We start from the raw sequence: 15,202 nt of genomic DNA on the forward strand, positions 1-15,202 counted from the left end.
GCGGGGAAGGGTTTTCACCCGCCGAGAAGCGCTCGCGTGTTGTCCCAGCCCTCCAGCGCCGGATCAAGGCTCGCCAGCTCGGCCGGCCCCCGCAGCCGCCGCCACTCGGGCGTGGACGAGACGTCGCCCGGGCTGGGAGCGCCTCGCCGCAGCACCTGGGCGCTCGCCGAGTCGAGGTCGTGATCGGTCAGCCATGGCGGCGCCGGCAGGCTCGTGGCCAGGCCCAGCAGACCGTTGCCGGGCCCGCCCGGCGCCACCGCGACAGCCTTGTTCTCCAGGGGGCGCAGCAGCTTGCCGAGGATCATCCCGGGCACGTCGGGCGCGTCGGCGGCGATCACAGCGGCCTGATCGAAACCGTCGGCCGCCGCGGCGCTCAGCACCGGCAGAAACGTCGCCGTGGGCACCTCGTACAGGCGCATCCCGGGCCAGGCGATCTCTTCGGCCAGCGTCAGATCGGCGCTCGTGGCCGCGATCGCCGCCTCGGCCTGGGCAAGCCGCGCCAGCAGGTCGACGACGTCCTCGGCCAGGGCGGCCCGCCAAGCGGTCAGATCAACGCCGGGCGGGCTCCATGTCACCGGCACCAGCAGTGCCGCTACCAGTCGGCGAGTCACTTGTCGCTGTCGTCGCCTTCGCCCTTGTCGCCCTCGTTCTTCTCGAGGTTCTCGAGCTCGCTGATGTCCCAGTCGGGGGTGCCCTGGGCGAAGACCTGCGGGTTGGCGAAGTCCTCGTCGGTCGGCAGCAGGTCGGGGTGGCCCCACAGGGCGTCGCGGCCCTGCACACCGCGGTGCTCGAGGACGGCGGACCACAGCGCGCCCGCCTCACGCAGGCGGCGCGGGCGCAGCTCGAGGCCGACGAGCGCGGCGAACGTCTGCTCGGCCGGGCCACCCGCCGCACGCCGGCGCCGGAACGCCTCGCCCAGCTGCACCACGGACGGCAACCTGTCGCCGGCCGCGCTGTCGACCACGTGGCCGACCCAGCCCTCGATCAGCGCGAGCGCCGTCTCGAGGCGGGCCAGGCTCTGCTTCTGCTGCGGCGTGTCCTCCGGCGTGAAGATGCCCTCGAGCGCCATGGCCTGCATCGACTCCGGGTCGGCGGGGTCGACGCGGCTCATCGCTTCCTCGATGGCCTCACGATTCACGGTGATGCCGTTCGCGTACGTCTCCACGGCGCTCAGCACGTGCGCGCGCAGCCACGGCACGTGCCCGAAGAGCCGCTGGTGGGCCGCCTCACGCAGGGCAACGTACAGCCGGACCTGGTCCTCGGGGATCTCCAGGCCGTCCCCGTACGCCTTGATGTTGGCCGGGACGAGGGCGGCGGTGCCGTTGGGGCCGAGCGGCAAGCCGATGTCGCCCGCCGAGAGCACCTCGGCCGCGAGCTGGCCCAGGGCCTGGCCGAGCTGCCCGCCGAAGAGCGCCCCGCCCAGGGTCGCCACCATCGACTGCATCGGGCCGAGCTGGGCCTTGGCCTCGTCGGGCACGAGATCGCCCATGGCGCCGACCATGCGGCCCGCGATCGGGTCGCACAGCTTCTTCCACACCTCGAGCGTGTTGTAGATCCACTCGTTGCGGTTCCACGCGGCGGCCACCCGGATGCCGCTGGGCAGCGCGGAGGCCGGGTCGAGCCACAGGTCGGCGAGGCGCAGCGATTCCTCGACCTGGTGGCGCTCGAACATGTTCACGGCGGGGTCACCGGCGGCGGAGAGCTGGCTCTGCGCGACCTGACGGGCGAGGTCCCAGTTCACGGGGCCACTGCCGGCCCCGGCGAACATCTGCTGCAGCTGCGCCATGAACTGCTGCATCTGCTGCGGGTCGGAGGGGTCGGGCGGCTGGGCGCCCGGCAGGGAGAAGCCGAACGGAATATCAGGCACGTGTTCAACCGTACGCGCGAAACGGCCGCTCCGGACCCATGGCGGTGTCAGCTCAGAGAGAACTCAGGCAGGGGCGATAGTCTCACGCGCATGAGACGTCGTGGTGTCACCGTAATCCTCGGCGCCCTGATCACCGCCCTGCTGGCAGTCGGTGTGATGGCCGCACCCCTGCCCTACGTGGTGCTCAAACCCGGCCCGACGGTGAACACGCTCGGCTCGGACAACGGCACCGAGGTGATCCAGGTGACGGACGCCAAGACCACGACGTCGGCCGGGCAGCTGCGCCTGACCACGGTGAACGTGCAGTCGCAGGTGGAGCTGGTGTGGGCGATCAGCAGCTGGTTCAGCTCGTCGGACGCGGTCGTCCCGCGTGAGCTGATCTACCCGCCGGACCGTACGGAGAAGCAGGTCGAACAGAAGAACGCCGAAGAGTGGACCCAGTCACAGAGCAGCGCGGTCACGGTCGCTCTGACCAAGCTGGGCTACCCGGCGCGTCCGGCCGTCAGCAAGGTCGTCGAGGGCGGCGCCGCGACCGGGATCCTGCAGAAGGACGATGTGATCACCGCGGTCGACGGCACGGCGGTCGACTCCCCGGCGAAACTGACCGAGCTGGTCCGGGCCAAGCCGGCCGGCAGCGAGCTCGCCATCTCCTACCTGCGCGGCGGCAAGGCCGCGACGGCGAAGATCACGACCAAGGCCTCCGCCGACGACAACACGCCGCGGCTGGGCATCGAGATCGGCGCCAAACAGGACGCCCCGTTCAAGGTCGAGATCGACCTCGACAAGATCGGCGGACCGAGCGCGGGGCTGATGTTCACGCTCGGGATCATGGACAAGATCAAGCCGGAGGACCTGACCGGCGGAAAGATCGTTGCGGGTACGGGAACGATCGACAACGACGGCAACGTCGGCCCGATCGGCGGGATCCCGCAGAAGCTGGTCGGCGCCAAGAAAGCCGGCGCTCAACTGTTCCTCGTGCCCAAGGGAAACTGCGCCGAGGCGCTGCGGAACTCGGTCGACGGGCTTGTGATGGCCGAGGTGGCCACCGTGGACGACGCGCTCACCGCGCTCAAGACCTTCAGCGGTGGCGGCACTCCGAAGCCCTGCTCGGCCGCGTGACAGATGACGTACTGTGAGACACCGGCCCGACTGAAATGTGGAGCCTCCGTTGGTTATGCGTAACAGCCCTCTACCGAGGATGAGCCGGCGCGGTCGCGTCACCGTCGGCGTCCTGGTCGGGGTCTTTCTTCTTTTCACGCTGCTCGGGTGGGGCATCGACGCGTACACCGATTACCTCTGGTTCAACGAGGTCGACTTCGTCAACGTCTTCTCCGGTGTTCTGCTCACCCGGCTCCTGCTGTTCCTGGTCATCGGCCTCGCGGTCGCTCTGATCATCGCAGGCAACCTCTATCTGGCGTACCGGCTGCGACCGCTGCTGCGGCCGCACTCGGCCGAACAGGCGACGCTCGAGCGCTACCGCATGATCATTGCGCCGCGCCTGGGCACCTGGATCACCGTTCTCACCGTCATCATCGGTTTCTTCGCCGGGCTCTCCGCGCAGGGCCGGTGGAAGGACTGGATACTCTTCCGCAACGGCGGCAGCTTCGGCATCCAGGACCCGGAGCACAAAGTGGACGTCGGGTGGTACGTCTTCGACTACCCGATGATGCGTTACGTGCTCGGCGTCGCCTTCACCGCCGTGGTGCTCTCGGTGCTGGGCTCGCTCGCCATGCACTACGTCTTCGGCGGCGTACGCCTGCAGGGCGTCGGCGACCGCATGACCACCGGCGCGCGGGCGCACCTGACCTCGCTGGTCGCGCTGTTCGTGCTGCTCAAGGCGGTGGCGTACGTCCTCGACCGGCGGGCCCTGCTGCTTGAGCAGCACGTCTCGCCGGGGTTGTACGGCGCGGGCTACACCGACGTCAACGCGTTGATGCCGGCCAAGGAGATCCTCGCGTACATCTCGATCGTCGTGGCGATCGCGATCATCGTGTTCTCCAACGCGGGCCTGCGCAACCTGGTATGGCCCGGCGTCTCGCTGGCCCTGCTGGCGATCTCGGCGGTAGCCATCGGCGGCATCTACCCGCTGGCCGTGCAGAACTTCTCGGTCAAGCCCAGCCTCAGCGAGAAGGAAGCGCCGTACATCCAGCGCTCCATCGACGCCACCAGGGCGGCCTTCGGGCTGGACGGCACCGAGGTCGCGCCGTACCGGGCCAACACCGTGGTCCCGCCCGGCAATCTGGCCTCCGACACCAGCGCGCAGAACGCCCGCCTGATCGACCCGCAACTCGTCTCGCAGGCGTTCACCCAGTCGCAGCAGTCCCGCGGCTTCTACGACTTCGGGGCCAAGCTCGACGTCGACCGCTACTCCATCAACAACAAGACGGCCGACTACGTGGTCGGCGTCCGTGAGATCAACGACGACAAGCTGACCACGCAGCAGCGCAACTGGCTCAACCGGCACACCGTCTACACCCACGGCTACGGCCTGGTGGCGGCGCCGGCCAACCAGTTCTGCGGCGGCCTGCCGTACTTCGTCTCCGGGTTCCTCGGCGACGACCGTTCCGGCAACTGCTCCTCGGCGACCGAAGAGATCAAGGTCAGCCAGCCGCGGGTGTACTACGGCGAGCAGTCCACCGAGTACGCGATCGTCGGCCAGGAGGACGAAAACCGCCGGGTCGAGTTCGACCGCCCGCAGGAGGACAACAACAACGCCGAGGAGCTCTACACCTACACGGGTGAGGGCGGTGTCTCGATCGGCTCGTTCTTCCGCCGGCTGGTCTTCGCGATCAAGAACACCGAGAGCAACTTCGTGCTCTCCGACGCGGTCAACTCCAAGTCCAAGCTCATGTACATCCGCGAGCCGCGCGAGCGGGTGGCCAAGGTCGCGCCGTTCCTGACGATCGACGGCGACCCGTACCCGGCGGCCGTCGACGGCCGGATCGTGTGGATCCTCGACGGCTACACCACGTCGGCGAGCTACCCGTACTCGCAGAAGATCAACCTGGCCACCGAGACGCAGGACGAGCTCACCGGTCAGGGGCAATTCGCCCTGGCCCGCGACGACGTCAACTACATGCGCAACTCGGTCAAGGCGACCGTCGACGCGTACGACGGCACGGTCAAGCTGTACGAGTTCGACGACAACGACCCGGTGCTCAAGGCGTGGAACAAGGCCTTCGGCGGCGACCTGATCGTCCCGAAGGAAGACACCCCGCCGGCCCTCGAACAGCACTTCCGTTACCCGCAGGACCTGTTCAAGGTGCAGCGCAACCTGCTCACCCGGTTCCACGTGACCGACCCGCAGGCGTTCTTCTCCGGCCAGGACTTCTGGCAGGTGCCGAACGCGCCCGACGCGCCGTCGAGCAACCAGAAGCAGCCGCCGTTCTACCTCAACGTGCAGCTGCCCGAACAGGACCAGACCCGGTTCCAGCTGACCGCCGGCGTCACACCGGCCAACCGCGAAAACCTGGCCGCGCTGATCTCGGGGTCGTACGTCGACAACAAACCCGTGATCCAGGTGCTCGAACTGCCCGACCAGACGGTCACACCAGGACCGGTCCAGGTGCACCAAAAGATGACCGCCAACGCGACCGTGCGGCAACAGATCACCCTGCTGTCGAACAACTCGCAGTCCCAGGTGCTCTACGGCAACCTGATCACCTTGCCCGTCGAAGGCGGCGTGCTCTATGTGGAGCCGGTCTACGTCAGACCCGGCAACCAGGAGAACGCGGCCCCGCAGCTGCAGAAGATCCTGATGTCCTACGGCGACGGCGGAACGTACGTCGTGCTGGCCGACAGTCTCAAACAGGGCCTCGACCAACTCGTGCAGCAGGGCAAGAACGCGCAGACCGGCAACAACAACAGCGGCAACACGGGTAACAACAGCGGCAACAACAGTGGCGGCAACACCGGCACCAACCCGCCGCCGGAAACGCTCACCGGCGAGCTGGCCGCCGCCGCGACAGCGCTCGACCAGGCCATCGCCAACGTCCGAACGGCCCAGCAGTCCGGCGACTTCGCCCGCTACGGCGAAGCGCTCAAGGCCCTCGACACCGCGATGACCAACTTCGAGAACGCCCGCAACGCCGCCGGCAGCGCCACCCCGAACCCCTCCGGCTCGGCGCCGGCGCCCAACCCAACCCCGAGCGGCTGACCGTTTGGGGCCGGTGACCCACCGTGTGCTGGGTCACCGGCCCCCGTTTTGCAGCCATCGCCCCCGTTGCGCTAGTGTTAACAGGCCGACGCGGGGTGGAGCAGCTCGGTAGCTCGCTGGGCTCATAACCCAGAGGTCGCAGGTTCAAATCCTGTCCCCGCTACGAGTCGAGAGGCCCCTGTTCGCGGAAAGCGCGAACCGGGGCCTCTTCGCGTTTTGCCTGGGGGCCGAGCCCCCAGACCCCACGTTACGGTGGTCGCTGGGGTGAGTCGTTCACGCTGGGTCCTGCGACTTCGTCGCGGTCGGGGTGGCGACTTCGTCGCGGGCCGCGGACTCCGGTGGGCGATTGTTCGGTGCGGGGGTTTGGCGTGTGCTGGTGGGGAACGTTGATGTAGCGGGCCGGTCTCTTGCGCGGTGCGTGCTGTCCCTGTCGTCGTGAAGTTGCCGACGGACGGGTTGGTGTTGGGTGGGGGTACCAGGTGCGCGATACGCCGTCGCCCACCACCCTGATGTCTTTCCGGGTGTGCGGACAGCAACGGCTGCACGAGGTGCCACAACGACTCCGGGTAGTACTTGTCCACATCACTCACGCCCGTACAACGAATGATGTTCGAACTCAACAACCCCTAATGAGATGCGGTCTTAAGGTCCCCCCGGCGGTAGCCGACAAGGTCAGTAGAGGCCGACGTCGGCCAGCCGGCCGCCGGGGAGGGTGGCCAGGGCGCGTAGTGCGAGGGGACGGTCCTGTTCCCGAGCCTGGGCGAGGAGCCGTTCGTCGTCTTCGAGGTCGGCGAGGAATCTGAAATGGGTGCGAAGGGCTTCCGACAGCTCGGCTGCAGTGGGCGTGGGGACGGCGAGCGCTCCGATGTCCTGTTCGTCGAACTCGCCTGCGCCGCGGTCGCGGAGCCACTTCTCCGGGTTGAAGGCGGGGCCTTCGTGGCCTTGCTTCCAGAAGGTGTCGCCGGCGTGGAGGCCGTTGGCGTCGACCCAGATTTTGAGGACGGCGAGACGGCGTACGAGGGCATGGTCCAGTTTGCCGGTGATGGGGGTGTTGGTCATGGCCCAGCGCAGGTCGTACATGTCGCGGGCGGGAGTGGCGCGATTCAGACGGGCGATCTTCTCGGCGATGTTCTCTTCGAGGCGGATCACCTGCAGTTGAGGTAGAGCAGGTAGTCCGTACCGGGTGTGAATGGGCAGGGGTTGCCATCCGCGCAGGACCGGCGGCAGCCAGGGCGGCGGATTCAAGTCGAGTTTGCTCTGCAAGGCACCGGTGTCGCCGCCGAAGCTGTGGTCGTAGGTGAGCGTCCACTTGCCGCGCCGTTCGATGACGCCGTAGCTGAAGGGGCCGACCTTGAGTCCGTCGACGGCGGCGATCAGGTTGGTGAGCGCGTCGTCGGGATCGGCGCCGATCTTCGTGCTGGAGAAGTCCAGATCGAGGGAGAAGCGCCCGGCGTTTCCCGCGTACAGCTTGCGCAGCGCGGTGCCGCCCTTGAACGTCATCGCGTCGAGGACGCCGAGCCCGTGCAGGTGGCGAAGCAGAAGGTCTTGGGCGATGTCGACAATGGCGGCGTCACGGCCTTGGGCACCGGCGCCACGCGGTGTGTGCCGGGCAATGTGTCCGACGGTCAGGTTGATGTCGTTCATGTGGCGGCTCGCAGGGTGCGGGGGTCGAAGGGGAGGCTGGTGTCGGCGACCTGCCAGGTGTTGTCGTGGCGGCGGAGATGTCCTCGCGGGCCGAACCAGGTTTTGCCGTGCAGGGGGCTCGACTCGCGGATCGCGTCGGCCAGGTCGGGTCGCATTCCCTGGAGCAGGTAGCCGGTGCGTGCGCTGGTGGCCGACGGCCGACCGGCCAGTTCGAGGGACAGCTCTTCCCAGGACAAGTCGGCGGCAAGTTCCGGGAGCCATTCGAGCGCACTCGCCCAGGAGCGCACGGCACCGGGCTTTGCCGTCATGTGTACGAGAATGCTTTCCGGAGCGAGTACCGGTACGCCGCGCTGATCCTGGTAGCGAAGGTGGGGATCGAAGACGGATGCCGCAACGCCCGCGGGTAGCTGACGCGCCAGTTCGGTCGTCGCGGCGGCGACCGCGATGTGGGTCGGCACGCGGTCGGCGAAGCCGTGCGCCCAGGCGGCGGCTTGCAAGGTCAAGGCGCACCGCGCGGAGGGTCGTTGAGCCAGGAAGGCGCGTAGGGGCATGAGCGGGTCGTTACGGGAGTAGGCACCTGCCATGGCGGCGGGTGCGAACTCCCAGACACCGCGTTGCCCGGTTGGTAGTAGCCACCCCCGCTCGCGCAGTCGCGCGGCCACGATCCGGACCGGGGTGCGCAGGCCATGGTGTTCGACGAGCTGAGCGAGTTGCTCACTCGTGACAAGCGTGGGCTGCTCGAGCTCCAGCTCTTCAAGGATACCCCCCAGCGAAGGCGGGATCGTCCGTGTCATCGGATGCGCCTCTGTATCAGGAACAGTTACTAACTTGACCAGATTGACACCTCCCGCTGGCAGTGTCAATTCAGCATAGTAAGTAACTGTTCACGTTACTTGGCGGACAGATACGACACCACGACCACTACCAATGGCCACCTGGGCCTTACTCCGACCGATACCGACAATCCGCCCGGCTGTCTCCAAGCTCGTCACCGACCCCAGCTCGCGGACCTTCGCCGCAGTCCAGATCGCTCGCTCCGCCACAGCCCGAGCTCCTGGTCGAGGTTCGCTCGTACCGCCGGCAACCGGGCGGCACGACAGATACCGAACAATCGCCCACCGGAGTCCGCGGCCCACGACGAAGTCGCCACCCCGACCGCGACGAAGTCGCAGGACCCAGCGCAACAAACCCACCCCAGCGACCACCGTAACGTGGGGTCTGGGGGCTCGGCCCCCAGGCAAAACGCGAAGAGGCCCCTGTTCGCGCTTTCCGCGAACAGGGGCCTCCCACCTCGTAGCGGGGACAGGATTTGAACCTGCGACCTCTGGGTTATGAGCCCAGCGAGCTACCGAGCTGCTCCACCCCGCGTCGGCGAGGACAACACTACCTTGCTTGGTCGGTGGGTGTCAGGGCGGGGCCGGGTGGTGGTTATCGGGTGAGCTCGGGGACGGGGTAGGTCACGCCGGTGAGTTGTTCGGAGACGGTCCACAGGCGCTGCTGGATGGTCTTGTTGTGGGAGGCGGGGCTGGATGTGACCTGCTTGGGGTAGCCGCGGATTTGGAGGAGGTTGCCGGGGCCGTAGTACTGGCCGCCGGTGACGTTCGGGTCGGTGGCGGCGCGCAGGGTGGGTAGGGCGCCCATTTCGGCGTTCTGGGTGAGCAGGGTCGCGAGCCAGGTGATCGGGAGGCGTACGGCGGTCGGGGTGTGGCGTATGAGTTCGGTGTTGGACACGCCGGGGTGGGCGGCGACCGCGATGGTGGCGCCGTGGGGTGTGAGGCGGCGCTGCAGTTCGTACGTGAACATCAGGTTGGCGAGTTTGGACTGGCCGTAGGCGGCGACGCGGCTGTAGGCGTGTTCCCACTGCAGGTCGTCGAAGTGGATGTCGGCGCGGATGCGGTGGCCGCCGCTGCTGACGGTGACGACGCGGGAGCCGGGGACGGGCAGGAGCCTGTCGAGCAGCAGGCCGGTGAGGGCGAAGTGGCCGAGGTGGTTGGTGCCGAACTGCATTTCGAAACCGTCGGCGGTGGTCTGGCGGGGGGTGTACATCACGCCGGCGTTGTTGATGAGCAGGTCGATGCGGGGGTGGGCGGCGCGCAGGTCGGCGGCCGCTGAGCGGATGGATGCGAGCGAGGTCAGGTCGAGGGCTTGGACGGTGACGTCGCCGTTGATGCGGGCCGCGGCTTGCCGGCCTTTTTCGATGTTGCGGACGGCCAGGACCACTGTTGCCCCGTGTTCGGCGAGCGCTCGGGCGGTTTCGTATCCCAGCCCGGTGTTGGCGCCGGTCACGATCGCCACGCGGCCGCTCTGGTCGGGGATGTTCTGTTCGCTCCACTTGCCGCTCACGATGATCTCCTAAGGAACCGTCGGTCTTTTATGTGACCAACGTAAGAGACCAGCGGTCTGCTGTCAAGGGACCGGCGGTCTTTAAGCTAGGCTGGTGGCGTGACATTTCAGCGGGCGCGCAGCGAGGAGCAGCGGGAGATCAGGCGCAGGGCAATCCTCGACACGGCGGCGGCCATGCTCGACGAGATGCCCGTGGCCGAGGTGAGCCTCAACGAGCTCAGCCGGCGGGTGGGCCTGGCCAAGTCGAACGTGCTGCGGTATTTCGAGTCGCGTGAAGCCGTCCTGCTCGAGCTGCTGGACGTCTTCCTCGGGGAGTGGCTCGCCGAGCTGGCCACCGAGCTGGCCGCCGGTGTCGAGGCCCGGGCGTCCGTCGAGAAGCGGGCGGATCAGGTGGCTGACATCCTCAGCCGGTCCCTGGCGGAGCGGACGGTGCTGTGCGACCTCTTCGGCGCGCAGGGTGGCGTCCTCGAGCACAACGTCTCGGTCGAGGTGGTCAAGCGGCACAAGCGTGCCTCGCTGGGCAGGCTCGCCGACATGGCCGGCCTGCTGCGCCGTCATCTGCCCGAGCTCGGCGACGACGCGCCGGTGCTGTGTCTGATCATTCTGGTTTCGGCGGGCGCTCTTTCGGCGTACGTGCCGCCGCCGCCCAGCGTTCTCGCGGCCTATGCGGACGAGCCGGCCCTTGCCGTGTACAACCTTGAACCCCGTGACGGCCTGCGCCTCGCCTTCACCGCCATGCTCGTCGGCGTGCTGCCACGAACCTGACCAATTCCCCGTAAGGGGCACCGGGCGTCAAAGCCTTTCCCTGTACGCGGCACCAGGCGCTCGACCCTTCCCCGTACACGGCACTGGGCGTCAGGGCCGCTTTCCCGTACGCGGCAACGGGGCGCGGAGCCTTTCCCGTACGCGGCAACGGGGTGCCCGCGTACGGGAAAGCGCTCTTGTCAGCGGTTGGTGGCGAGCTGGGGATAGAGCAGGGAGAGGTCCCCGGCGAGGGCCGACTTGACGTTGCGGCTGACGTCGTCGGCGAGCACCTCGTACGCGTCGTTCTCGACCCCGTCCAGGGCGGCCGCGGCCACGTCGACGGCGTTCGCCTTGGGCGCGTCGATCTTCGAGGTCATGTCGGTGTCGACGTACGCGACGTGCAGGCCGGTCACCCGGATGCCGCGGGCGAGCAGCTTGAGCCGCAGCGAGTTGGTCTGCGACCACAGGGCGGCCTTGGAGGCGCTGTACGGGCCGCCGTCGGCCAGCCAGGAGAGCGCGGAGTGGACGTTGAGGATGTGGCCGCCGCCGTTGCGCTCGATCACGGGTACGAACGCCCGGGTCACCAGCAGGGGGCCGTAGAAGTTGGTTTCGAGGTCGCGGCGCACGTCCTCGATCGGCGACTCCAGGTATGACGCGCCGGCCGCAGCGCCCGCGTTGTTGATGAGGATCGTCACGTCGGACGCCTGCGCGGCGACGGCGGCGATCGAGGCCTCGTCGGTGACCTCGAGTCGCAGCGGCACGGCGCCGGGGTGTGTGATCGTGCGCGGGTCACGGGCGGTGGCGTACACCTTGGCCGCTCCTCGCTGGAAGAGGTCGTCGACGAGCGCCTTGCCGATGCCGCGGCTGCCGCCGGTGACGAGGACGACCGAGTTCTTGATCGCAGTCATGGAGATGTCCTTCTCGTACGGGAAAACTGATCGGTTTCCACGTACGGTAAACCGATCGGTTTCCGTTCGCCAGGCCATTGTGACGCGTGAAACCGATCAGTTTCCAGACCGGGTAGTCTGGTGGACGTGACCGACACTCGTGACCGCCTTCTCGACGCGGCGGCCGACCTGTTCTATCGCGAGGGGGTCAGCGTGGGCGTCGAGGCGCTGACCCGGGCCGCCGGGGTCTCCAAGCGGTCGATGTATCAGCTGTTCGGCAGCAAGGACGAGGTGGTGGCGGCCGCCTTGGACCGCATCGGGCCGGGCTTCAACGCGAGCCTGCTGCCCGCCGACGACCTCCCGGGCGGACCCCGCGAGCGCGTCCTGCACGTCTTCCGGGTGCTCGACGAGGTGGCGGTGGAGCCCGGTTTCCACGGCTGCCCGTTCGTCGCCGCGTCGATCGAGATCAAGGCGCCCGACCATCCGGCGCGAGCGGTCGCGTTGCGCTACAAGGACAGGCTCACCGCGTTCTTCCGGCACGAGGCCACCGTGGGCGGGGTGGCCGACCCCGAGCGCCTGGCCCGGCAGCTCACCATGACCTTCGACGGCGCCAGCGCGTGGGCGGTCATGCACGGCGGCGGGCTCGACGGGGAAGGCGTACGGATGGCCGAAGCGCTGCTCGACGCCGCGGGCCTCACCGGGAACCGAGAAAGGCCCGGCTCCCACGAGGGAACCGGGCCTTCACGAGCCGAGGATCAGCAGTTGCTGTAACCCGGGGAGACCGTCTTCCAGGTGCAGGAGTCGATCGTCGTGTTGGCGGCGTTGCGCAGGTACGCGGTTTCGCCGCCGTTGTTCCAGACGTAGCCCTTTACGCCGGCGCGGCCCCAGTAGCGGTGGGTCGTCGTGTTGGTGCCCTTGCCGCTCAGCACGAAGATCGACTTACCGGCGCCCAGGCTGACGCTCGGGAACTTGTAGACGATGTTCTGCTGGTCCCGGACGGTCCAGCCGTTCAGGTTGATCGCGGCCTTGGTCTTGTTGGTCAGCTTGACCCACTCGGTGTTCAGGCTGCCGTTGCTGCCCGTGTCGGTGCCGGGCGCGTCGTACTGGATCCGGGTGAACTGGATCGCGCCCACGGCCGGGGTCGTCGGCGGCTTCGTGGTGGCCGGCGGCTTGGTGGTCGGCGCGGTGGTCGGCGGCTTCGTGGTGGGAGGCGTCGTGACCGGCGGAGTGGTCGGCGGCTTGGTGGTGGCCGGCGGAGTGGTCGGCGTCGTCGTGCCGTCGACCCACGTCGTGTGCGCGTTCGAGTAGTCGGCGCGCACGCCCTGCGTGTTGTCGGGGCCCACGTACGCCCGGTACGTGTGCTCACCGCGAGCCAGGCCCGTGAAGGTGCGGCTGAACGCCGCATCCTCGTCGGTGGTCGTGGTGGCGACCGACGTCCAGGCGCCGGAAGCGCTCTGCTTCTCGATCCGTACGGGCAGGCCCGGCTGCCCCGGGTGCACGCTGCCCTGGGCGACCAGAGTGCCGACAGCGTTCGAGGTGACCCAGAATGTGACTTCGACCCTGCTGTAGACCGTGATGCGGTTGGACGCCACGCTGCCCTGGCGCACCTCGAAGTAGAAGCCCGAGTCGAGCCACCGGCGGATCGTGAAGCGACCCTCGCTGTCGGCCGTGGCGGTGACGGGACCGCCACCCGCGTCGTAGTTGACGGCCGGCTGCATGTCGTTCCAGCCGATCGCCGTCTCGTAGAGCTGCACGGTCGTATTCGGGTCGGCGGTGCCGGTCATGGTGAACTGGTTGTACCCCTTCACCTCTTCCGGGCCGGAGAGCGTGGGGGTGGCGGCGGCCGATGCCGGGGCAGCAATGGCGAAGGTCGCCGCGACTCCGATCAGGGCAGCCTTGGTCACGAGCCTGGAGATCATTCGCAGCAGCGTAGTGCAGACAGGTGCCTCTTGTATGGCCCGGTAGGACAATTACCGGCACCCATCAGGTCACTGGCGAAGATGACTTTCCGCGCTGTTCGGGCGTTTTATCGGTTCGTCGTTATTCCGGTCCGGCTCGTCGAGCCGGAGCCGATAGCGGTAAGTGATTCCCTCGTCACGCACAATGAAATGGTCGGCGTCCGGACGGTGCCATGTGAGGATCAACTGGCCATATCGCTCAGCCAGCTTCACCAGGGCTTTGAAGCTGTCGACGTTCACGATCGGGGTCCCTGGCACGGTGGTGACAGGTGCCACACGCACCAATAGGTGACGATGGCGACGCTCGATCTCGGCGCGGACGTGAGCGGGATCATTTCGACGAGACAGAAAATAGACCCCCGCGCTCCCGGCCATAGCGGTCAGAAACGCAACAATCGCGTACAGCCGAGCGGTCGACACCGCCATGACCGGGTGGCCGAGGACCGCTATTCGGCGAGCTTGCAGGGTGGTTGTCGGAGTGGTGTCGGACGATGTGCTGAGCGGACTCTTGGAGGCCACGGTCAGCTGCACGTCGGTCATCTCGAACCGGGCGGTCGCGGTGAAGGGGGAGGCCACGTCGGCGAGCACCCGGCTGGTGAGCTCGATCGTGATCGGGCTGCCGGTTCCGGCGCCGATCGCCCGGGACGCGGCGTCGGCGCGCTCGCTCAACGCGTCGAGGTCGAGTTCCACAGTCTTCTGATACGGCGTGGCGGTGAATCTCTCGGCCGGTACGAGCGTCATCGACGTGCGCCAGCCGGTGCCGTTGCTCAGCGCGGCGACAAGGTCGAAGATGCCCGGTGGGCCGTCGTACCGGACGCGCAGGTCGATGCGGTCGACCAGCTTGCGGAAGATCGGATCCGGCGAGGTCACCGTGGTGCTGTCGTATGCGGGCGTGGGTTCGACCTCGGCCGAGTACGAGAAGGCGGTCGTCTGCGCGGGGCCGGCCGGCACGGTGACCCGCTCGACGACCGGGCCCGTCCAGCCGATCAGGCCCAGCCCCAGCGCCAGACCGGTCACCACGGCGCAGGCGACGGCCAGGGCGCGCGTGGAGGCCGACATGCGCTCGAGGACCTGGACGACCTCCGCCGCCCGAGCCCACGAGGCGGGTTGGGCAGGCATGGCCTTCGCTTTCTTCTTCCGCCGGCCCCGGGGCAACTGCCTGCGAGTCTTCGCCGCCGCCGTCCCGCCGCCGACGATCAGAAACATGATCATCCCCAACCCGGCCGGGCTGAGCAGAGGTTTCAGCCAAATGCCGCCGTGCGGGATGTGGAAGAGCTCCTTGCCGACGAGTTCGCTCTGGGTGGGACGGGGGAAGTCGACGGACTGGTTGTTGTCGCCCTTGAACACGAAGCCGGTGGTCGGATCACCGCCGATGATGCGGTGCAGAACCCGCTCACCCGACCTCTCGTCCCGGTAGGCCACGATGTCGCCGACCTGGTACGAACTGCGCCGCACGATGACGACGAGGTCGCCCTTGTAGTAGACGGGGTTCATGCTCACGCCGTACGTCACGACGTAGGAGAGCCGTTCGGTGGCGACCGCCCAGATGCCGATGGCCGCCACCCCGAGGGCGGCGGCCAGCATCAGACGTCGAACCGAACGC

At 67.9% G+C, this 15,202-nt stretch carries 12 protein-coding genes and 2 tRNA genes; 5 read left to right on the forward strand and 9 right to left on the reverse strand.

The window, feature by feature from the left end; genetic code table 11:
- Positions 1 to 14 precede the first annotated feature (14 nt).
- Both C8E87_RS20205 and C8E87_RS20210 read right to left on the reverse strand, forming a co-directional pair.
- Entirely contained in the window at positions 15 to 611 is a 597-nt protein-coding gene (locus C8E87_RS20205) for a hypothetical protein (RefSeq protein ID WP_133874545.1), read from the reverse strand.
- Positions 608 to 1,867, reverse strand: coding sequence for a zinc-dependent metalloprotease (locus tag C8E87_RS20210; RefSeq protein ID WP_133874546.1), 1,260 nt, complete (start codon positions 1,865 to 1,867; stop codon positions 608 to 610). The genes C8E87_RS20205 and C8E87_RS20210 overlap by 4 nt, the downstream gene beginning before the upstream one ends.
- Before the next feature lie 90 nt (positions 1,868 to 1,957).
- On the opposite strand from C8E87_RS20210, the gene C8E87_RS20215 reads away from it, so the two are divergent.
- The 3 genes from C8E87_RS20215 to C8E87_RS20225 all read left to right on the forward strand — a co-directional run bounded on the left by C8E87_RS20215 (position 1,958) and on the right by C8E87_RS20225 (position 6,186).
- Entirely contained in the window at positions 1,958 to 2,986 is a 1,029-nt protein-coding gene (locus tag C8E87_RS20215) for a YlbL family protein (protein WP_133874547.1), read from the forward strand.
- 79 nt (positions 2,987 to 3,065) lie between these two features.
- Complete coding sequence (locus C8E87_RS20220) at positions 3,066 to 6,023, forward strand: UPF0182 family membrane protein (protein WP_133874548.1); 2,958 nt, start codon at positions 3,066 to 3,068, stop codon at positions 6,021 to 6,023.
- Positions 6,024 to 6,112: 89 nt separating this feature from the next.
- Positions 6,113 to 6,186, forward strand: a tRNA-Met gene (locus C8E87_RS20225).
- Positions 6,187 to 6,695: 509 nt separating this feature from the next.
- Here C8E87_RS20225 and C8E87_RS20230 read toward each other — a convergent pair.
- From C8E87_RS20230 to C8E87_RS20245, 4 genes are all read right to left on the reverse strand, one after another.
- On the reverse strand, positions 6,696 to 7,667 hold the full coding sequence (locus C8E87_RS20230) for a nucleotidyl transferase AbiEii/AbiGii toxin family protein (RefSeq protein WP_166661199.1): 972 nt from the start codon (positions 7,665 to 7,667) through the stop codon (positions 6,696 to 6,698).
- On the reverse strand, positions 7,664 to 8,461 hold the full coding sequence (locus tag C8E87_RS20235) for a type IV toxin-antitoxin system AbiEi family antitoxin (protein WP_166661200.1): 798 nt from the start codon (positions 8,459 to 8,461) through the stop codon (positions 7,664 to 7,666). The genes C8E87_RS20230 and C8E87_RS20235 overlap by 4 nt, the downstream gene beginning before the upstream one ends.
- Before the next feature lie 500 nt (positions 8,462 to 8,961).
- A tRNA-Met gene (locus C8E87_RS20240) sits at positions 8,962 to 9,035 on the reverse strand.
- A gap of 60 nt (positions 9,036 to 9,095) precedes the next feature.
- A complete protein-coding gene (locus tag C8E87_RS20245) occupies positions 9,096 to 10,010 on the reverse strand; it encodes an SDR family NAD(P)-dependent oxidoreductase (protein ID WP_133874551.1) in 915 nt (304 codons plus the stop codon).
- A 99-nt stretch (positions 10,011 to 10,109) separates the two neighbouring features.
- Between C8E87_RS20245 and C8E87_RS20250 the strand changes: the two genes are divergently transcribed.
- Positions 10,110 to 10,775, forward strand: a complete 666-nt coding sequence (locus C8E87_RS20250; protein ID WP_133874552.1) for a TetR/AcrR family transcriptional regulator — start codon at positions 10,110 to 10,112, stop codon at positions 10,773 to 10,775.
- 179 nt (positions 10,776 to 10,954) lie between these two features.
- Here the strand turns inward: C8E87_RS20250 and C8E87_RS20255 are convergent, their stop codons facing one another.
- Positions 10,955 to 11,662 (reverse strand): SDR family oxidoreductase, encoded by a 708-nt coding sequence (locus C8E87_RS20255; RefSeq protein WP_133874553.1) that lies wholly within the window; start codon positions 11,660 to 11,662, stop codon positions 10,955 to 10,957.
- A gap of 126 nt (positions 11,663 to 11,788) precedes the next feature.
- Between C8E87_RS20255 and C8E87_RS20260 the strand changes: the two genes are divergently transcribed.
- Entirely contained in the window at positions 11,789 to 12,412 is a 624-nt protein-coding gene (locus C8E87_RS20260; protein ID WP_203720420.1) for a TetR/AcrR family transcriptional regulator, read from the forward strand.
- Here C8E87_RS20260 and C8E87_RS20265 read toward each other — a convergent pair.
- Together C8E87_RS20265 and C8E87_RS20270 are read right to left on the reverse strand one after the other, a co-directional pair.
- Positions 12,397 to 13,560 (reverse strand): lamin tail domain-containing protein, encoded by a 1,164-nt coding sequence (locus C8E87_RS20265; RefSeq protein WP_239079825.1) that lies wholly within the window; start codon positions 13,558 to 13,560, stop codon positions 12,397 to 12,399. The two genes, C8E87_RS20260 and C8E87_RS20265, sit on opposite strands and share 16 nt — an antisense overlap.
- 69 nt (positions 13,561 to 13,629) lie before the next feature.
- Positions 13,630 to 15,183 (reverse strand): signal peptidase I, encoded by a 1,554-nt coding sequence (locus tag C8E87_RS20270; protein ID WP_239079826.1) that lies wholly within the window; start codon positions 15,181 to 15,183, stop codon positions 13,630 to 13,632.
- Between the last annotated feature and the right edge of the window lie 19 nt (positions 15,184 to 15,202).

This window comes from Paractinoplanes brasiliensis (assembly GCF_004362215.1).
Taxonomy (GTDB): Bacteria; Actinomycetota; Actinomycetes; order Mycobacteriales; family Micromonosporaceae; genus Actinoplanes; species Actinoplanes brasiliensis.